Below are 17216 nucleotides of genomic sequence, written 5' to 3' on the forward strand. Positions count from 1 at the left end.
CCCCCGGCCCCGCCCGCGCCGCCCGCGCCCGGCGCCGGCAAGATCAACCTCGACAAGGGCCGCGTCAGCCTCCAGAAGAACCAGACCGTCTCCCTCGTCAAGGGCGGCCGCCCTCTGCTCTCCCAGGTCAAGATGGGCCTCGGCTGGGAGCCGGCGTACCGCGGCAAGGACATCGACCTGGACGCCTCGGTCATCGCGTACGGCCCGCAGCGCAACCACATCGACAGCTGCTACTTCGGCAAGCTCCAGATCGTGCAGGGCGCCATCCGCCACTCCGGCGACAACCTCACGGGTGAGGGCGGCGGGGACGACGAGGTCATCACCGTCGACCTCGGGCGCCTGCCCCAGGAGGTCACCGGGCTCGTCTTCACGGTCAACTCGTTCTCCGGCCAGAAGTTCACCGAGGTCGCCAAGGCCTACTGCCGACTGATCGACGCCGCCTCCGGCGAGGAGCTGGTCCGCTTCGACCTCACCAACGCCGAGGCGCAGACCGGCGTGATGATGGCCAAGTTGATCAAGCAGTTCTCCGGCGAGTGGGAGATGACGGCCATGGGCGACTTCGTGAAGTCCCGCACGGTGAGGGGGATGGTGAAGCCGGCGGCCCAGGCGCTGTAGAGGTCGTACGACGTCCAGGGCGCCCCCGGCAAAGGGGGCGCCCGGCCGAAGGGGATGCCCGGCAAAGGGGGCGCCCGGCCGAAGGGGATGCCCGGCCAAGGGGATGCCCGGCCGAAGGGGATGCCCGGCCAAGGGGATGCCCGGCCGAACGGTGCCCGGCCCGTGAGTGCCGCTCACATCTTCGTGGCCCCCGCCGCCAGATCCCGCAGGAAGTGCCGCGCCCCGATCAGGAACACGATGATCAACGGGATCACGCTCATCAACGCCCCGGCCATCACGAGCGCGTAGTCGGCGTTGTACAGCACATTGAGGTTCGCCAGGGCGACCTGGAGGGTGACCTTGTCCGGGTTGATCATGACGACCAGCGGCCAGATGTAGTCGTTCCAGAGGCCGATGAAGGTGAAGATGCCGAGGAAGGCGAGGGCCGGCCGGAACAGCGGCAGTGCGACCTGCCAGTAGAGGCGGAAGAAGCCCGCGCCGTCGATCCGCCCCGCGTCCAACAGCTCGTCCGGCAGTGAGTTCTGGGCGTACTGACGCATCCAGAAGATGCCGAAGGCGTTGGCCGCGCCCGGGATGATCAGGGCCTTCAGCGAGCCGGCCCAGCCGAACTCGGCCATGGTGACGAACTGCGGCACCAGCGAGAGCTGCGCGGGGATCATGTAGGTGACCAGGAGCGTGCCGAAGAGGAACTTCTTGCCGGGGAACTCGTATTTGGCGAAGGCGAACGCGGCCAGCGAGTCGAAGAACAGCACCAGCGCGGTCCCGGCCACGGACACGGCGATCGTGTTCCAGAGGGAGCCGAAGAAGTCGATGGTGTCGAGCACCCGCCCCATGTTGTCCAGGAGATGCGGGCCCGGCACGAGCTTGGGCGGGTAGCTGTAGATGTCCTGGGTGGTGCCGGAGGCCATCACCACCAGCCAGTAGAAGGGGAACAGCGAGATCAGCACCCCGAGCAGCAGCGCCGCCCGCACGGCGATCCGGGTGAGTCTGCTGCCGGAGCCGATGGCCAGCCCCGCGCTGCCGGTCGACCTGCCGCCGGTCGACCTGCCGCCGGTCGCCCGGTTGCCAGTGGTCGCCCCGTTGCCGATCGTCGCCCCGTCGTCGGCGGTCGCCCCGTTGCCGGTCGTCGTCCCGTCGTGATCAGCGGCCATCGCGAGCCCCCTTGCGGCGCAGCAGCCCGGCGATGCCGGGTCGGCGGTCGTCGCGGTCGGATCCGGAGACCAGCCGCCAGTTGATGATCGTGAAGACCGCGATGATCGCGAAGAGGAGCCAGCCCATCGCGGCGCCGTAGCCGAACTGGTGCTCCTTGAATGCCTTCTGCCAGAGGTAGAGCACGATGGTCATGCCCTCCTGGCCCGGTCCGCCGGTGGTTCCGACGTCGGTCGACTGGAAGAGCACCTGGGACTCGGTGAAGATCTGCAGGCCGTTGATGGTCGAGGTGACTGCGGCGAAGAGGACCACCGGGCGCAACTGCGGCAGCACGACCCGGAAGAGGGTCTGCCAGCTGTTCGCGCCGTCGACACGGGCGGCCTCGAAGTGCTCGGTGGGGATGGCCTGGAGGCCCGCGAGGAAGATCAGGGCGTTGTAGCCGACCCACCGCCAGATGATCATGAGGGAGACGGACGACTTGATGCCCCACTCGGAGGACAGCCAGCCGATCCCGTCCACCCCGATCGCCCGCAGCGCCGAGTTGGCGAGTCCCGCCTGGGCGAAGACCGAGCCGAAGACGACGGTCATGGCGACCATCGAGGTGACGTTGGGGATGAAGTAGGCGACCCGCATCGCGCCGCTGAAGCGGACCTGCGAGTGCAGCAGGAAGGCCAGCACCAGGGCGAGGAACAGCATCGGCACCGTGGACAGGAACCAGATCTCGAAGGTGTTGAGCACCGAGTGCCAGAACACCGGGTCCTTCAGCAGCCAGCCGTACTGCTGAAGCCCGACGAAGCGCATGTCGCCGATGCCGTCCCAGTCCTGGAAGGACAGGTAGAGGGAGTAGAGCACCGGGAAGGTGCCGAAGACGGCGAACAGCACGTAGAACGGGGAGATGGCGAGAAGGGGCGGGAGGTGACGTCTGCGTCCGCCCGGGGCGCTGGACCGCGTGCGGCGGACAGGGCGCCGCTCATCGGCCGGCGGCGCGCCCGCCGGGTCGAGAACCGTGGCCATGTCAGCTCACCCCCAGTCGGGACAACGTGGTCTCAGCGGTGTTCACCGCGTCCCGCCAGGCCCGGTCGGGGTTCTTGCCGAGCATTTCCACTTTGGTCAGCTCCTGGAAGAACGGGGTGTTGGCGGTCTCCTCGTACGGGCTGAAGTAGTTCACCGGGGCCTTCTCGGCAGCCGGGCCGAAGACGTCGATGGGCTGCTGACCGCCGAAGAAGGGGTCCGGCTTGTGCATCGCGGGGTCGGCATAGGCGGCCGGAGTGGTGGGGAACAGGGATATCTCCTGGTAGCTCTTGAGCTGGTTCTCCGGGCTGAGCAGCCATGTGAGGAAGGCGAAGGCCGCCTCGGGGTCCCGGCAGTAGCGGGTCAGGGTCATGTACGAGCCGCCGTAGTTGGCCGGACCGTCCGGCATGGTGGTGAGCCGCCAGGTCCCGGACGTCTTCGGCGCGGAGTCCTTCAGGCCGTTGATGGCCCACACCGCCGTGGTCATCGTGGCGACCCGGCCGCCGCTCATGGCCGCGTTGAAGTCGGGCGTCCCGTCCGTGATCCTGCCGCTGAGCCGTTGGCGGAGGATCTCCACGGAGAGGTCCCAGCCGCGCTTGACGTGCTCCTGGTCGCCGATGAAGCGGTTGTCGGCGTCCACGAACTGCTTGGGACTCTGGAGCAGGACCTGTTGGAAGACGTTGCCGATGTTGCTCACCAGGTACGGCTTGCCGGGCGCTTTCGCGCGCAGCGTCCTGCCCGCGGCGATGAACTTCTCCCAGGTGGGGATCGCCTCGGCGACGTCCGCCGGTTCGTAGGCCAGTCCGGCCTGCCGGAAGAGGTCCCTGCGGTAGTAGAGCGCGGTGGGGCCGGCGTCGAGGGGGAAGCCGATCATCCGGCCCGACGGGGTGAAGCAGCTCTTCCACTTCCAGTCGAGGTACCGGTCGCGGACGGACTCGGCGCCGAGCGTCCTGAGGTCGAGGAACTCGTTCTCGTCGGGGAAGAACGTGGCGAGGTTGTCGGAGTTCGCGACGGTGATGTCCGGTACGTAGGCGCGGGCGGCGAGGCTGGTGCGCACCTTGGAGTCGATCTCGCCGTCGGGGATCTGCGAGCCCCGCACCCTCAGCCCCGGCACCCCGGGGACGCCGCGCTTGGCGGTGGCGAGCAGTTCGTCGCTGAGCGCGCCCTTCCAGTACCAGAGGCTGAGGTGGCTGGTGCCCGCGGAGGCCGATCCGCTGGGGGCTCCGCATCCCGACAAACCCAGCAGAGCGGCGCCCGCGCCGCCCAGCGAGGCCCCCAGAAATCGTCTGCGGGACGTCGTTCGGTGTTCCATGGGGGCGCACTCGCTTTCCGGACGTGCGGAAGACAACGATGTCGGACCCTTCGTCCGAGCGGCTCGACATCGTGCTGTGGGGAGATTTTGGGGGCCCGTGAGCGTTCACGTGAACGTTGCCGTTGAGTATCGAGGCGGCCGAAAAGCAGTGTCAAGGGACATGCACGGCTGATGTGTTGAGGTACTTCCGGCCAGGTGTCGGGGCATTTCCGGGTATGCGCCGCGGTTTCCGGCTGGGCGTCGCGGCGGTGCCGACTGGGCTGGCGCGTTTCTGGCTGCGCGTGGAAGGTCTACGGCTGTGCGGGGGGCGTCTCTCGCTGCGCCTCAAGGCGTTTCCGGCTGCGCGCGGGGCATCCCCGACTGCACCTCAAGGCGCCCACGCCCGCACCCGCGGCATCCCCAACCACACCTCAAGACGCCCCCGGCCACACACAGGGCATCCCCAACCGCACCTCAAGGCGCCCCGGCTCACCAGGACCGGGCCTCCCGCGAAGGGCGGGCGTCGGCGTCGGCGTCAGGCGGACGCCCGTACCACCAGTTCGGGAACCACCCATGCCTCGGCACCCCGCAGCGGCTCCGCGCCCGAATGCAGCCGGGCCACCTGCTCGACGGCCAGTCGTCCCAGCCGCCGCTTGTCGATGTGCAGGGTGGACAGCGCGGGCTCCACCAACTCTCCCAGCGAGAGCCCGTCGAAGCCCAGGACGGCCAGATCCTCCGGCACCCGCCGGCCCCGGCGCCGGGCGGCGCGCATGGCGCCGACCGCGATCAGGTCGTTGAAGCCGAAGACGGCGGTGATGTCGGGCCGGGCGTCCAGCAGTTGCTCCATCCCGGCCTCTCCCCCGGCCACGCTGTGCTCGGCGCACAACGTGATCCAGCTTTCGTCCACCGGCAGGCCGTACCGCCGGGCCTGCTGCAGGAAGGCCCCCCGGCGCGGGCCGGGGCCGTGCACGCCGTCCAGCATGCCGATCCTGCGGTGCCCCGCGCCCACCAGGTGGGCCATGCCCTGTGCGAGACCGGCGGCGGCGTCGATCCCCACGGCCGCGAAACGGGTCTGCTGCGGGCCGCGCTCCAGCAGCACCAGCGGTACGCCGCCGAGGTGCCGGGCCAGTACGTCGTCCGGGCTCTTGAAGTAGCCCACGATCGCGTCCGCCTGATGCGACAGGACGTCGAGCGCGTCCTGCTCGCGGGCCTCGTCGATGCGCGAGTCCCACATCACCACCTGCCAGCCCCGCTGCTCGGCCGCCTCCAGGACGCCGGCGGCCACCTCAGGGAAGAAGGGGTTCATCAGATCCGGGATCACCAGCCCCGTCGTCACGGTGCCCTTCCGCACCATGCCGCGCGCGAACCGGCTCGGCCGGTAGTCCAGCAGCCGAGCCGCCTCCAGCACCCGTTCCTTCGTGGCCGGGTCGATCTCGCCCTTGTCGTTGACCGCACGGGAGACCGTCTGTCGTGACACTCCGGCCAGCTTCGCGACATCGTGGATCGTGGCCCGGCGGCGGGTGCCGTCAGGCTGCTCGACACTTGGCTCCCGCTGCTGATCGTCCGCCCACACGCTGTGCACTTTACGCTCCGCTGGAAGTGCCGCGATATGCCGTCGGTCGTCCGCGGCGCCGTCGGGGCCGGTCGCGCCCACGCGGCGGAGCCGCATATCGATACAGCCCCGCGCCCCCGGGATCGGCGCTTCGCGCCTGATCCCTCTGCGTAGCCTCAGAAGAGCGCGCTGTATGCGTTCAGCGCCGGTTGGCCACCGAGGTGGGCGTACAGCACGGTCGACTCCGGGCCGATCTCCCCTCGCCGGACCAGGTCGATCATTCCGGCCATCGACTTCCCCTCGTAGACGGGGTCGGTGACCATGCCCTCGGTTCGTGCGGCCAGCCGCATCGCCTCCAGGGTCGTTCCGTCCGGGATGCCGTACGTGCCCGCGTGGTACCGATCGTCGAGCTCGACGTCGGCCTCGGTCAACTCGCGCTCAACACCGATGAGTTGACCGGTGTTGTGGGCGATACGGGCGATCTGCTCGCGGGTGGTGTCGGGCTTGGCCGAGGCGTCGATGCCGAGGACGCGGCGCGGACGGCCGCCCGCCTCCTCCAGGGCGGCGAAGCCGGCGACCATGCCGGCCTGGGTGGAACCGGTCACCGAGCACACGATCACGGTGTCGAAGAAGACCCCCGACTGCCTCTCCTGCTCGGCCACTTCGTACGCCCAGCCGGCGAAGCCCAGCCCGCCGAGCGGATGGTCGGAAGCCCCGGCCGGGATGGCGTACGGCTTGCCGCCCGACTCCTCCACCTCCCTGAGCGCCTGCTCCCAGCTCTCCTTGAAGCCGATCCCGAAGCCGGCCCGCACGAGGCGTACGTCGGCTCCGGCGAGGCGGCTGACGAGGATGTTGCCGACCTTGTCGTACACGGAGTCGGGCCAGTCCACCCAGCTCTCCTGGATCAGCACGCACTTGAGCCCGGCCCGGGCGGCGACGGCGGCGACCTGGCGGGTGTGGTTGGACTGCACGCCACCGATCGAGACGAGCGTGTCGCAGCCCTGCGCGAGCGCGTCGGCGACCAGGTACTCCAGCTTGCGGGTCTTGTTGCCGCCGTAGGCGATCCCGGAGTTGCAGTCCTCCCGCTTGGCCCAGAGGGAGGCGCCGCCGAGGTGGGCGGTCAGGCGCTCCAGGGGGTGCACGGGGGACGGGCCGAAGAGGAGGGGGTAGCGGTCGTAGGAGGAGAGGGACGGGGAAGAGGACATGGGGGCCTCCAAGGGCAACGGCGTCGGTCGGTGTCGGCGTCGGGGGGCGTCGCGTCAGTCGGAGTCGGCCAGGTCGGCGAGGGTGCGCCAGATCTCCGCCGTGACACGGACCGCTCCGTCCACGTCACCGGCGGCGCACGTCTCGATCAACCGTTCGTGGAGCCCGGCCGAACGGCAGGACCCGCCCTCGCCGAAGCGCCGGCGCTCCAGGCGGCGGATGAGAGGGGTGTAGCGGGCGACGGTGGCGGCGGCCGCACGGTTGCCGCTCACCCGCACCAGTACGTCGTGCAGTTCGTCGTCGGCCCGCAGGGCGAGGTCCACCTCACCGGCCGCGACGGCGGCGGCGAAGCGCTCGTTGGCGGTGCGCATGATCTCCACGTCCGGGGCCGTCAGCCGGGGCACGGCGACCCGCGTCGCCAGCTCGTGCATGGCGCCGACCACGGCGGCGGCGTCCCGCACGTCGGCGGCCACGAGCGGTGTCACCCGGGTGTAGCTCTGGGGCTTGCTCTCCAGCAGCCCCTCGTCCACGAGCCGCGAGAACGCCTCGCGCACCGGCGCCCGGGACAGCCCGAGCCGCTCCGCGAGATCGGCGTCCCGCACCACCGCGCCGGGCTCGATCTCCCCGGCCACGATGGCGTCCCGGATCGCTTCGTACGCCCGGTCCCTGAGCAGGGTCCGGCCTACGGGTCGTATCGCCTCCACGAACTGAAATGTTAGATGTCAATTCCGGGTCCGGACAAGGGTGTGGCCCGCACCCCCGTGAAGTGCGGGCCACGCCCGGGGCGCGGAGCCTGTGTGCCAGGGCCGCGACTCAGGCCGCCCAGGGCCAGTCGGCTGCCCGAGCGCTGTCCAGCAGCGGAACCATCCGGAAGGCGGCGTCCGAGAGTCCGCCGAAGGTGTGCCGGTTCGCCTTCCCGGACGGGCCGTGGCCCGCCCGGTAGCCGGCGAGGTTCCAGGTGTAGACCGGCACGTCGGCGGGGACCTGCTCGGTCGGGTCGCCGTGGTGGCTGTACGCGTACTGCTCGTCGGTGACGATCAGCACCCGGTCGTGCTTCCTGTAGTGGCGGCGGACCGCCTCGGTGGTGTCGGTGCCGCCCAGGCCACCGAAGCGGCTCAGGATCTTCAGCACCGACTCGCCCCCGCGGAACCTCACCGGGGCGCTCGTGGAGCCGAACTCCACCAGGTCCGCCTTCTTCGCCCGCAGCGCCAGCGCCGTGCCGAAGATCGCCGCCGCGTCGGCCCGGTTGAGCTTCGAGCGGTCGGACAGCGGACCCCACATCGAGCCGGAGCGGTCGACGAGGATCAGCGTCCGGCCGGGCAGCGCGGGCACGTTGGCCAGCGAGTGACCGAGCGCCTGCTCCAGCGGGTACGCCCAGCGCAGCGACGGCGCGTGCTGGTACGCGGCGAGGTACCGGAAGGGGAACTGCCGCGAGCGCGCGACCTCGGCCGGGTCGCTGATGCGCGCGGCGACCTGGGCCGCCACCTCGTCGGACACGCCCGCCTCGTCGAAGTTCCGCAGGTTGCGGATCAGCGCCATCGAGCCCATGGACGGGATCACGGCCTCCCAGGCCGCCTTGTCCATCGGCCCCTGCAGCCAGCCCGCCAGCGCCTCCCACGTCATCCCGGCCGCCGCGAGCCGCTCGGCACCGCGCTCCGACGTGACCACCGCACGCCGCTCCTCGACGGGCAGCGCCATCAGCTCGCGGTGCGCGACCAGCGTCCGGTCGGACGCGGGCGGCACGGCGGTGTCCGGGTTGTGCCGGCGGTCCAGGGCGTACCGGAACAGCTCGCCCTGCCACGGCTTGTCCGGGTCCGGGGCCGCGTGCACCAGGTTGAGGATGTCGCCGAAGCGGTAGCCCTTGGACGCGGTGTCGTACTTCAGCAGCGACTTGCCGCTGTAGAGACGCCGTACGGCGTCGGCGACACCGCGCTTGACGGGCTTCGGGACGTTACGGCCGTACACCGCCGTCCAGTACGCGAGCAGTTCGCCGGGCTCGTCCGGTCGCTGGAGCACGGAGGCGATGACCTGCCGGTTCGACGGGCCGTCGGTGGCCCCGGCGTCCAGGCGTGCCTTCACGTACTCGGCAGCGCCCACGAGGGCCGACGTACGGAGGTTGCCCTCGCCGCGCAGCCAGCCGAGCAGGCCGGCCGTCCAGACGGGGTCGGTGACGGCGAGCTCGCGCACGAGCTTGGCGTACCGGTCGTCACGGTCGGCGCCGGACTCGTAGAAGGTCTGCTGCGAGACGAAGTTGGCGACCGCCAGCAGGAAAAGCTCGGAACGCGCGTCCCGCTCGCGGCCCCGGCCGCCCTCGTAGGTACGCAGTACGCGCCCTGTCGACGTCACTCGCGAAGTGGGGCGCGCCTTGGCGGCCCGCGTGTTGAATCGCGCCATGCTGAATTCCCCCGAATTCACTGTGGTTTTCGGAGGGAAGCGCGGCAAAAGGAGGGTGTCCGAGGTCGAAGTCGACTGCGGTTGCTTATGACTGGCGCGTCTTCCGTTCCGCCACACCGACCCGAAGTCGATGACGGGATTCGAACCCGCACGAGGGGTGTACCCCCACCAGCTCCCGAAGTATCCGCTGCCTGCGCACCGGGCACCCACCTTGAGCTGCGCCTCCCGAGATCAAGTCGGCGGCGGCATGGGATTCTTTTAGGAGAAGAAGTAGCCGCGGCCCGCGCACCGGGAGGTGCATGAAGTTGTGGTGTCCAGAGATCGAGGTCGGCGGAACCGACGTGGTGCTCTGCCGCTGAGCTACACCGGCTCGTGGAACCGGTGGCGGGATTCGAACCCGCGGCCTCCCCATTAAGAGTGGAAGTAGGTCCTGCCTTCGCACCTGGACGTTCATCACTCTAAGAGGGGTGCCGCGGGACGGGCGAGCGAATTAATTACCCGCGCTTCTGCCGCTTCCAGGGCCCGGTGATGGCCAGCATGATGCCCGGCGTCTGAATGCTGGCGTACAGCGTCCGGCCGTCGCACGAGAAGGTGACGCCGGCGAACTCGCTGTATTCCGGCTCGTCTTCCGTGCCGATGTTCAGTTCGTTGCGGGCGATGGGGTAGGTACGGCCGCTGTCGGTGGCGCCGAACAGGTGCTGGACGCCCTCGCCGTCCTCGGCGATGACCAGGCCGCCGTACGGGGAGACGGTGATGTTGTCGGGGCCGTCGAAGGCGCCGTCCTTGGACGGGTCGGGGTTGACGCCGAGGAGGACCTTCAGGGTGAGGGTGCGGCGCTTGGGGTCGTAGAACCAGACCTGGCCGTCGTGCTGGACCGGGCTCTCCTCACGGGCGTACGAGGAGACGATGTAGGTGCCGCCGTCGCCCCACCACATGCCCTCCAGCTTGCGGGCGCGGGTGATCTCACCGGCGGCGAACTGCTTGCGCACGGGCGTGGTCTTCGCGTCGCGGTCGGGGACGTCCACCCAGTCGACGCCGTACACCGTGCCGATCTTCGTGGCGCGGGAGAGGTCGTCGACGAACTTGCCGCCTGAGTCGAAGCACTTGGGGGCCTGAAGGACACCGGCGTCGTCGGCCAGCGCGCGGAACTTGCCGCGGCCGTAGGCGAAGCCCTTCGGCGGGGTCCAGCGGAAGAGCAGGCCGTTGGGGCTCGCGGCGTCCTCGGTGAGGTAGGCGTGGCCGCGCTTGGGGTCGATGACGACGGCCTCGTGGTCGTAGCGGCCGAAGAACTTCAGCGGCTTGGGGTCACGGTTGGCGCGCCGGTCGACGGGGTCGACCTCGAAGACGTAGCCGTGGTCCTTGGTCATGCCGTTGGTGCCGGCCTTGTCGGAGTTCTCCTCGCAGGTGAGCCAGGTGCCCCAAGGGGTGCTGCCACCCGCGCAGTTGGTGGAGGTGCCGGCGATACCGACCCACTCGGCGACCCCGCCGCCGGGGCGGACCTCGACGACCGTGCAGCCGCCGGCCGCGGCGGGGTCGTAGACGAGGCCCTCGGTGAGCGGGACGGGGTACTTCCAGTTGGCGCGCGGTCCCTTCAGCTCGTGGTTGTTGACGAGGAGGGTGGTACCGCGGGGGCCGTCGAAGGTGGCCGTGCCGTCGTGGTTGGAGGGGGTGAACTCGCCCGACTCCAGCTTGGTCTTCCCGCTGTAGGTGATGACGCGGTACTTGAATCCGGCGGGCAGCGCGAGGATGCCCTCGGGGTCCGGGATCAGCGGTCCGTACCCGACACCGCCACCGTGGGCGTCCGCGGACTCCTCGCTCGCGGTCTCGGACTCCGTGGACGCGAGCGCGTTCGGTGCGGTGGCCAGCACGCCGGCACTGCCCGCCAGCGCGACACCGGCACCGGTGATCGCGGAGTTTCTGGCGAAGTCCCTGCGGGTGAGCGACATGGTGTCTCCTGTGACAGTGGGTGCCGTGGAGGGTGGCGGACTTCGGGACGGCGCAACGGTCCCGCCCATGTCTGAACAGGAGTTGAACTCCGGGGGGCTTCAGGGCACCAGCTTCCATGAAACAACGCTGGGCGCGGGCAACGCCCTAGGGGCGCGGGACTCTATCGATATGCGGCGCCGCCGCGTGGGCGCGACCAGCCACACCCTGGCCGCACCCGCGAGACAAGCTCAGCCCCCCTGTTGCGATCGCGCCTTGAACGCAGCCTTCCGCGCTTCCTTCGCGATCTTCTTGTCCGGATGCAACCGCCCCATCGCCTCCAGCACATCCGCGGTGGCCGGATGATCGACCCGCCACGCCGCCGCGAAGAACCCGCTGTGCTGCGCGGCCAACCCCTCCACCAGCGCCCTCAGCTCGTCGGAGTTCCCCTCGGCCGCCAGCTGCGCGGCCACCGTGTCGACGGTCAGCCAGAACACCAGGTCCTGGGACGGCGCGGGAACGTCGGAGAACCCCGCCTCGGTCAGCCACACCCGGGCCAGCCCGCCCAGCTCCGGATCGTCGAGGACCTCGCGCAGCGCCGGCTCGGCCTCCGCGCCCACCAGGGACAGCGCCTGCTGGCAGCGCAACCGCCGCAGCGGCGCCCCGGCGTCCAGCCCTCGTGCCGCGGCCAGCAACTCCCGTGCCGCGGCGAGGGGTTCGCGTCGGGCCAGCCACTGCTCGGTCTCGGCATGCGCGGCGGCCTGCGGGAAGGCGGCCGTGCCGTCGAGCAGCGCGTCGGCGCCCTTGTCGGCGAGGTCCCCGACCGCGGGGGCGTCGAACCCGGCCTCCAGCAGCCGCGACCGCAGCCCGTACAGGCCGAGCGGGGTCAGCCGCACCATGCCGTAGCGCGATACGTCGGTGTCGTCGACGGCGGCCGACGCCTCCTCGGCACCCTCGGCCTCCGCGTCCGCCATCAGCGCCTCGTCCACCGGCTGGTACTCCACGAGCCCGACCGGCTCCAGCACCCGGAACTGGTCGTCGAGGCGCATCATCGCGTCCGAGACCTGTTCCAGCACGTCGTTCGTGGGCTCGCCCATGTCGCTGGGCACGATCATCGACGCGGCGAGGGCCGGCAGCGGCACGGGCCCGTCGCCGGGGCCGTCCTCGCTGGCCGTCAGCAGATACAGGTTGCCGAGCACTCCGTCGAGGAACTCCGCCTCGGCCTCCGGGTCCCAGTCCAGGGAGGAGAAGTCGATCTCGTCCCCGGTGTCGATCGCGTCGACCAGGCCGTCGAGGTCGGGCACGCTCGCGTCGGCGAGGGCCGTCTCCAGCGCCGCCAGCCACACCCCAAGGACGTCCTGCGGCGAACCGCCGGTCAGCAGCGCCAGGTCCTCGCCGGCGGCGACCGTGCCCGTCTCCTCGTCGACGATCTCGACCAGGCCGGCGTCGACGGCCACCCGCCAGGCCTCGCTCGCGTACGCGGCGGCGTCGTCCCCGCTCAGCCCGAGCAGCTCGGCGGCCGCCGGCAGCTGCTCGTCGACGAGGCCGCCCCCGGCGTCGACCCGGGTATCGGGTCCGGCCCAGCGGGCCAGCCGCGCGGCCCGGGAAAGCAACGGCGTGGACAGCGCGTCCCGCGCCAGCTCCGCTTCGGGATGCAGCCGCACCGGGGGCAGGGGGGAGCTGTCTGACATCGGCTGTTTCTCCTAGGGCGTTCTGCAGGGCCGTAAGCGACACGGCCCTTGGCCGTACGCATCACGGCTCAACCGCTCAGCCTAGACGGATTTCCACCCATGCCACCCGGTTCATCTCCCCGTCGGCACCTGTACATGGCCGAAACCTTGACAAGTGGCTTGACCAGGCAGGAGATTGACGCGCGTAGAAACCGGGCGGACATCTGTTCACTGTATTTTCTACGCGCGTCGCCGCCGCCCCACCGGTCGCGCCTGCACCCAGCGTTTACACCCGTCGTTCCACGCACCACCCTCGTCCCGGCGCTCATTCACGTCCCCGGAGGGATTCCGTTGCCGAGCAAGAAGTCCGCGCGTCTCGCCGCGCTCACCGTCGCCGCCGTCTGTTCCGCGGCGTCCACCGTCGTCCTCACCGCCCCCGCGCACGCGGACTCCGTGCGCATCCATGACATCCAGGGCAGTACCCGAATATCCCCGTCCGTCGGCAAGCAGGTCACGGATGTGGCCGGAATCGTCACCGGCGTGCGCGGCTACGGGTCGTCCAAGGGCTTCTGGATCCAGGACCCGCAGGCGGACGACAACCCGGCCACCAGCGAGGCGATCTTCGTCTACACCGACTCCGCGCCGAAGGGCGTCGCCGTCGGCGACGCGGTCACGGTGTCGGGCACGGTCCAGGAGTACGTCCCGGGCGGCGCCGCCAGCGGTAACCAGTCGATCACCGAGATCACCAAGCCGACGTTCACCGTCATCTCCAGCGGCAACGCCCTCCCGGCGGCCGTGGTCATCTCCGCCAGGTCCGTCCCGGCCGCGTACGCTCCCGCCGGCGACACCGCCGCGAACGGCTCGGTCAACGGCCTGACTCTCAGGCCCAAGACGTACGCCCTGGACTACTACGAGTCCCTGGAGCACATGAACGTCCGGGTCGCCGACGCCCGGGTGGTCACCGGCACCGACGGCTTCAACGAACTGTGGGTCACGGTGAAGCCGCGCGAGAACGCCAACCGGCGTGGCGGTACGGTCTACGGCTCCTACGACTCGCAGAACACCGGACGCCTCCAGATCCAGTCCCTCGGCGCGGCCGCCGACTTCCCGAAGGCGAACGTCGGTGACACCCTCGCCGGCACGACCACCGGCCCGCTGGACTACACCCAGTTCGGCGGCTACACCCTCGTCGCGAGCGACCTGGGCACCCTCAAGAGCGGTGGGCTGAAGCGGGAGACGACCCAGAAGCAGGGGCGCGGCGAGCTGGCGGTCGCGACGTACAACGTCGAGAACCTCGACCCCTCCGACGCCACCTTCGCCGAGCACGCCTCCGCGATCGTGAACAACCTCCAGTCGCCCGACGTCGTGTCCCTGGAGGAGATCCAGGACAACAACGGCAAGACCGACGACGGTACGGTCGCCGCCGACCGGACGATGCAGAAGCTGATCGACGCGATCGTCGCCGCGGGCGGCCCGGCGTACCAGTGGCGCTCCATCGACCCGGTGAACAAGGCCGACGGCGGTGAGCCGGGCGGCAACATCCGCCAGGCGTTCCTGTTCAACCCGGAGCGGGTCTCCTTCGTCGACCGTCCGGGCGGCGACGCCACCACGGCCGTCGGCGTGACCAAGGCGGGGGGCAAGGCCGCGCTGACGGTCTCCCCCGGTCGTATCGACCCGGCGAACGCGGCCTGGACGAACAGCCGCAAGCCGCTGGCCGGTGAGTTCGTCTTCCGCGGCCGCACGGTCTTCGTGATCGCCAACCACTTCGCGTCCAAGGGCGGCGACCAGGCACTGCACGCGCAGTACCAGCCGCCGGTCCGCAGCTCGGAGACGCAGCGCCACCTCCAGGCGACCGCGGTGAACGCGTTCGTCAAGGACATCCTGGCCGTCCAGAAGAACGCGGACGTCGTCACGCTCGGCGACATCAACGACTTCGAGTTCTCCGGCACGGCCAAGCTGCTGGAGGACGACGGCGCGCTGTGGTCGGCGATCAAGTCGCTGCCCAAGAGCGAGCGTTACTCCTACGTCTACCAGGGCAACGCCCAGACGCTGGACCAGATCCTGATCAGCCCGTCGATCCGGAACTCCTGCGACTTCGAGTACGACAGCGTGCACGTCAACTCGGAGTTCAACGACCAGATCAGCGACCACGACCCGCAGGTGCTGCGGTTCCGCCCGTAACCCCGCCGGGGTTCAGGGCTGGCTGAACACGCCGTTCAGCCAGCCCTGCCAGGCCGCTTCGCACTCCTTGATGTCGGCGCCCGGCGTGAAGTCGTGCAGGGAGATGCCGACCGGATAACCCCAGTGGTTGCGTCCGAAGAAGCGGGTCAGGCCCCGGTCCGTGCGCAGCCCGATGAAGTACGGGTTGCGGAAGTCGACCACGGCGTCGAACTCGTCGGGTCCGTGGACCGTCACGCGAGCACCGGCGGCCACGTCCTCCCCGACGCCGAGCGCCCGCCCGACGGCGGCGAGGGCGTCGGGCGCCTTCGACGCGTCGGGCCCGTCGAACGTGGCGAAGGCGGCCGGGCGGGGCGCGAAGTGGACCAGGTACTCGCGCAGGGTGTGCAGATAGAAGTCGGTGTGCTTGGCGGCACCGTCGTACTGGTTGTCCCAGTCGTCGACGAAGATCCCGCTGTGCACATAGCGCACCCAGGCACGCCGGCCCTCGTCACGCGGCTCGATGGTGTAGTCGAGCTGGTTCATCGTCTGCTCGGCGATGCCCTCGACGTCCTCGACGCGGTTGGTGTAGCGGTGCGGCGGGTCCCAGGCGGTGACCGTCGACCCGAAGGGCCCCCGGCCGCCGGCCCGGGGCTCCGGCGGCTCCATCGGCCAGAGATAGCCTCCGGTCCCGGTGGTGATCGCCTCCCAGACCTCCTGAGGCGTGGCATCGACCTCGAACTCGCGGGCGATCTCGAATTCCTTGGACATGGCGGGCTCCTGCGTCCTATCGCTCGATTTCCTGGGCGGGCTGCTGGTCCTTGACCGTGGGGTGGACGGCGACCACGATCCGGTGATCGCGGCCGCCCTCGGCGCCGGGCGCGTCGTACTTGCGGATGAGCGCGCTCACGCCCGCCGTCAACTCCTCGATGAACGCCGCCCGTTCGGCGGCCGAGGCGAAGCGGACCTCGCCGTCCAGCGCGTACGTCGCCAGCCGCTTGCGGGCCTTCGCGGCGCCGGTGATCAGCGACCCGACGTCCCGGACGAGCCGGGCGCCGAGCGCGAGCAGCCAGCGGGCGGAGAGCTGGTCACGGAAGCGGTCCGGGTCCGGCTGTACGGAGGCGAGCGCGAGGGGTGAGATCACGTACGAGGCGGCGGTCGCCTGCATGAGCCGCTCGGTGACATTGCCCTTGCGCCGTTCACCGGCCAGCTCCACCAAGCCGTGCCGCTCCAGCGCCTTGAGGTGGTAGTTCACCTTCTGCCGGGGCAGCCCGACCTTGCCGGCCAGCATGGCGGCCGACGCGGGTCCGGCCGCCAGCTCGGCGAGCAGCCGGGCCCTTGTGGGGTCCAGGGAGACGGCTGCGGCCTCGGGGTCCTCGATCACGGTGACGTCCAGCATGGGTCCACCGTCTCACCGAAAACTTTTTTTGTCCAGACGGTTCAGATTTTCGGTGAAGGACGTCAGGGGGCTTCAGGGCTTCAGGGCTTCAGCCGGGCACGAGGCCGAGCGCGTGCTCGTACCGGCTGACCGTGCTGCCCTTCAGCCCCGGCCAGTTCTGTACGCGGTGCCACAGCTCCGTCGCCGAGCCGACGCCGTTGCCGGGGGCGGCGAGGGCGTCGATGTGGGCCTGCGCGCTCTCCCACTCGGCGTAGTTGAGGACGCGGGTGCCGTCGGTGCTCAGATGGAAGTGGGCGGAGATGCCGCCGGGGTGGGGGTTCGGCTCGCTCTCCAGCGCCTCGAAGACGGCGTCGACCCAGGCGCGCTGCCGGTCGGGGTCGGGCCCCTCGAACTCGATGTCGACGATCACCACGCAGCCGGGGACGCGCGGGTCGCCCTCCCGGCTGCCGCTGCGGTAGTGCCGGTAGCGGCCGAGCCCCAGTCGCTCGATGCCCGGGACGGCGGTGTCGATCTCGTCGTTGCGCTCTTGCCTGTACGCCTTCACGAAGCCCTCGTAGGCCTGCTCGCCGCGCCACTGCGAGTGGTGGAGGAGGGTGGAGCCGTCGTGGCCGGTGTAGACGTGGTAGCCGAGCAGACCGTCGGCGGGCCACGGGCGCCGCTCCCACGTGGTCGCGATCGCCTCGACGGTCTGCTTCTGCCGCAGGGGGGTGCCCACCCGCCAGGTACTGAAGAAGGGGGCGCCGACCTCGGGGTGGGTGAGGTCGGGGTGGGCGTCGGTACGGCGGGGCCCGGGGGGCTCCATGGGCGGAAAAGGGGGAAAGGGGTCGGGGGGTGCGCATGGGCGCCCCCCCT

Annotated in this window: 14 protein-coding genes; 2 read left to right on the forward strand and 12 right to left on the reverse strand. The window is 70.4% G+C overall.

Features of this window, described 5'->3' with window-relative positions:
- The coding region (locus ADK36_RS03475; protein ID WP_199830097.1) for a TerD family protein at positions 1 to 615 on the forward strand (615 nt) is incomplete at its 5' end.
- A 173-nt stretch (positions 616 to 788) separates the two neighbouring features.
- On the opposite strand, the gene ADK36_RS03480 is transcribed toward ADK36_RS03475, so the two are convergent.
- The 9 genes from ADK36_RS03480 to ADK36_RS03520 all read right to left on the reverse strand — a co-directional run bounded on the left by ADK36_RS03480 (position 789) and on the right by ADK36_RS03520 (position 12829).
- Positions 789 to 1766, reverse strand: a complete 978-nt coding sequence (locus tag ADK36_RS03480) for a carbohydrate ABC transporter permease (RefSeq protein WP_234329661.1) — start codon at positions 1764 to 1766, stop codon at positions 789 to 791.
- The gene (locus ADK36_RS03485; RefSeq protein WP_048585127.1) at positions 1756 to 2778 is read right to left on the reverse strand and encodes a carbohydrate ABC transporter permease; all 1023 of its coding nucleotides are present in this window, start codon (positions 2776 to 2778) and stop codon (positions 1756 to 1758) included. Before ADK36_RS03485 ends, ADK36_RS03480 begins: the two co-directional genes overlap by 11 nt.
- A gap of 1 nt (position 2779) precedes the next feature.
- Positions 2780 to 4087, reverse strand: coding sequence for an ABC transporter substrate-binding protein (locus ADK36_RS03490; RefSeq protein WP_053196327.1), 1308 nt, complete (start codon positions 4085 to 4087; stop codon positions 2780 to 2782).
- Positions 4088 to 4601: 514 nt separating this feature from the next.
- Complete coding sequence (locus ADK36_RS03495) at positions 4602 to 5639, reverse strand: LacI family DNA-binding transcriptional regulator (RefSeq protein ID WP_078916559.1); 1038 nt, start codon at positions 5637 to 5639, stop codon at positions 4602 to 4604.
- A gap of 155 nt (positions 5640 to 5794) precedes the next feature.
- Positions 5795 to 6823: a 1-aminocyclopropane-1-carboxylate deaminase gene (locus ADK36_RS03500; protein ID WP_048585125.1), complete on the reverse strand. Its 1029-nt coding sequence runs from the start codon at positions 6821 to 6823 to the stop codon at positions 5795 to 5797.
- Between the two features lie 54 nt (positions 6824 to 6877).
- Positions 6878 to 7525: a GntR family transcriptional regulator gene (locus ADK36_RS03505; protein ID WP_048585124.1), complete on the reverse strand. Its 648-nt coding sequence runs from the start codon at positions 7523 to 7525 to the stop codon at positions 6878 to 6880.
- Positions 7526 to 7634: 109 nt separating this feature from the next.
- On the reverse strand, positions 7635 to 9215 hold the full coding sequence (locus tag ADK36_RS03510) for a TROVE domain-containing protein (RefSeq protein WP_053196329.1): 1581 nt from the start codon (positions 9213 to 9215) through the stop codon (positions 7635 to 7637).
- A gap of 494 nt (positions 9216 to 9709) precedes the next feature.
- Positions 9710 to 11161 carry an alkaline phosphatase PhoX gene (locus ADK36_RS03515; RefSeq protein WP_048585122.1) on the reverse strand — a complete coding sequence of 484 codons (1452 nt, stop codon included), beginning with the start codon at positions 11159 to 11161 and terminating at the stop codon, positions 9710 to 9712.
- A gap of 228 nt (positions 11162 to 11389) precedes the next feature.
- Complete coding sequence (locus ADK36_RS03520) at positions 11390 to 12829, reverse strand: hypothetical protein (RefSeq protein WP_048585121.1); 1440 nt, start codon at positions 12827 to 12829, stop codon at positions 11390 to 11392.
- A 330-nt stretch (positions 12830 to 13159) separates the two neighbouring features.
- Here ADK36_RS03520 and ADK36_RS03525 point away from each other — a divergent pair, with 330 nt between their 5' ends.
- Positions 13160 to 14989 (forward strand): endonuclease/exonuclease/phosphatase family protein, encoded by a 1830-nt coding sequence (locus tag ADK36_RS03525; RefSeq protein ID WP_053196331.1) that lies wholly within the window; start codon positions 13160 to 13162, stop codon positions 14987 to 14989.
- A gap of 12 nt (positions 14990 to 15001) precedes the next feature.
- Here the strand turns inward: ADK36_RS03525 and ADK36_RS03530 are convergent, their stop codons facing one another.
- The 3 genes from ADK36_RS03530 to ADK36_RS03540 form a co-directional block, all read right to left on the reverse strand.
- Positions 15002 to 15736 (reverse strand): ATPase, encoded by a 735-nt coding sequence (locus ADK36_RS03530; protein ID WP_053196333.1) that lies wholly within the window; start codon positions 15734 to 15736, stop codon positions 15002 to 15004.
- Between the two features lie 16 nt (positions 15737 to 15752).
- A complete protein-coding gene (locus tag ADK36_RS03535) occupies positions 15753 to 16364 on the reverse strand; it encodes an ArsR/SmtB family transcription factor (RefSeq protein WP_048585118.1) in 612 nt (203 codons plus the stop codon).
- A gap of 88 nt (positions 16365 to 16452) precedes the next feature.
- Positions 16453 to 17166 (reverse strand): antibiotic biosynthesis monooxygenase family protein, encoded by a 714-nt coding sequence (locus ADK36_RS03540; protein WP_053196335.1) that lies wholly within the window; start codon positions 17164 to 17166, stop codon positions 16453 to 16455.
- Between the last annotated feature and the right edge of the window lie 50 nt (positions 17167 to 17216).

Source organism: Streptomyces viridochromogenes, assembly GCF_001270495.1.
GTDB classification, from domain to species: Bacteria; Actinomycetota; Actinomycetes; order Streptomycetales; family Streptomycetaceae; genus Streptomyces; species Streptomyces viridochromogenes_A.

What these genes read in the sequence shown, in the direction of transcription:
- ADK36_RS03480 (WP_234329661.1), bottom strand. Translation starts at nt 1,766, where the DNA reads ATGGCCGCTGATCACGACGGGACGACGACCGGCAACGGGGCGACCGCC.
- ADK36_RS03485 (WP_048585127.1), bottom strand. Translation starts at nt 2,778, where the DNA reads ATGGCCACGGTTCTCGACCCGGCGGGCGCGCCGCCGGCCGATGAGCGG.
- ADK36_RS03490 (WP_053196327.1), bottom strand. Translation starts at nt 4,087, where the DNA reads ATGGAACACCGAACGACGTCCCGCAGACGATTTCTGGGGGCCTCGCTG.
- ADK36_RS03500 (WP_048585125.1), bottom strand. Translation starts at nt 6,823, where the DNA reads ATGTCCTCTTCCCCGTCCCTCTCCTCCTACGACCGCTACCCCCTCCTC.
- ADK36_RS03510 (WP_053196329.1), bottom strand. Translation starts at nt 9,215, where the DNA reads ATGGCGCGATTCAACACGCGGGCCGCCAAGGCGCGCCCCACTTCGCGA.
- ADK36_RS03515 (WP_048585122.1), bottom strand. Translation starts at nt 11,161, where the DNA reads ATGTCGCTCACCCGCAGGGACTTCGCCAGAAACTCCGCGATCACCGGT.
- ADK36_RS03520 (WP_048585121.1), bottom strand. Translation starts at nt 12,829, where the DNA reads ATGTCAGACAGCTCCCCCCTGCCCCCGGTGCGGCTGCATCCCGAAGCG.
- ADK36_RS03530 (WP_053196333.1), bottom strand. Translation starts at nt 15,736, where the DNA reads ATGTCCAAGGAATTCGAGATCGCCCGCGAGTTCGAGGTCGATGCCACG.
- ADK36_RS03535 (WP_048585118.1), bottom strand. Translation starts at nt 16,364, where the DNA reads ATGCTGGACGTCACCGTGATCGAGGACCCCGAGGCCGCAGCCGTCTCC.
- ADK36_RS03540 (WP_053196335.1), bottom strand. Translation starts at nt 17,166, where the DNA reads ATGGAGCCCCCCGGGCCCCGCCGTACCGACGCCCACCCCGACCTCACC.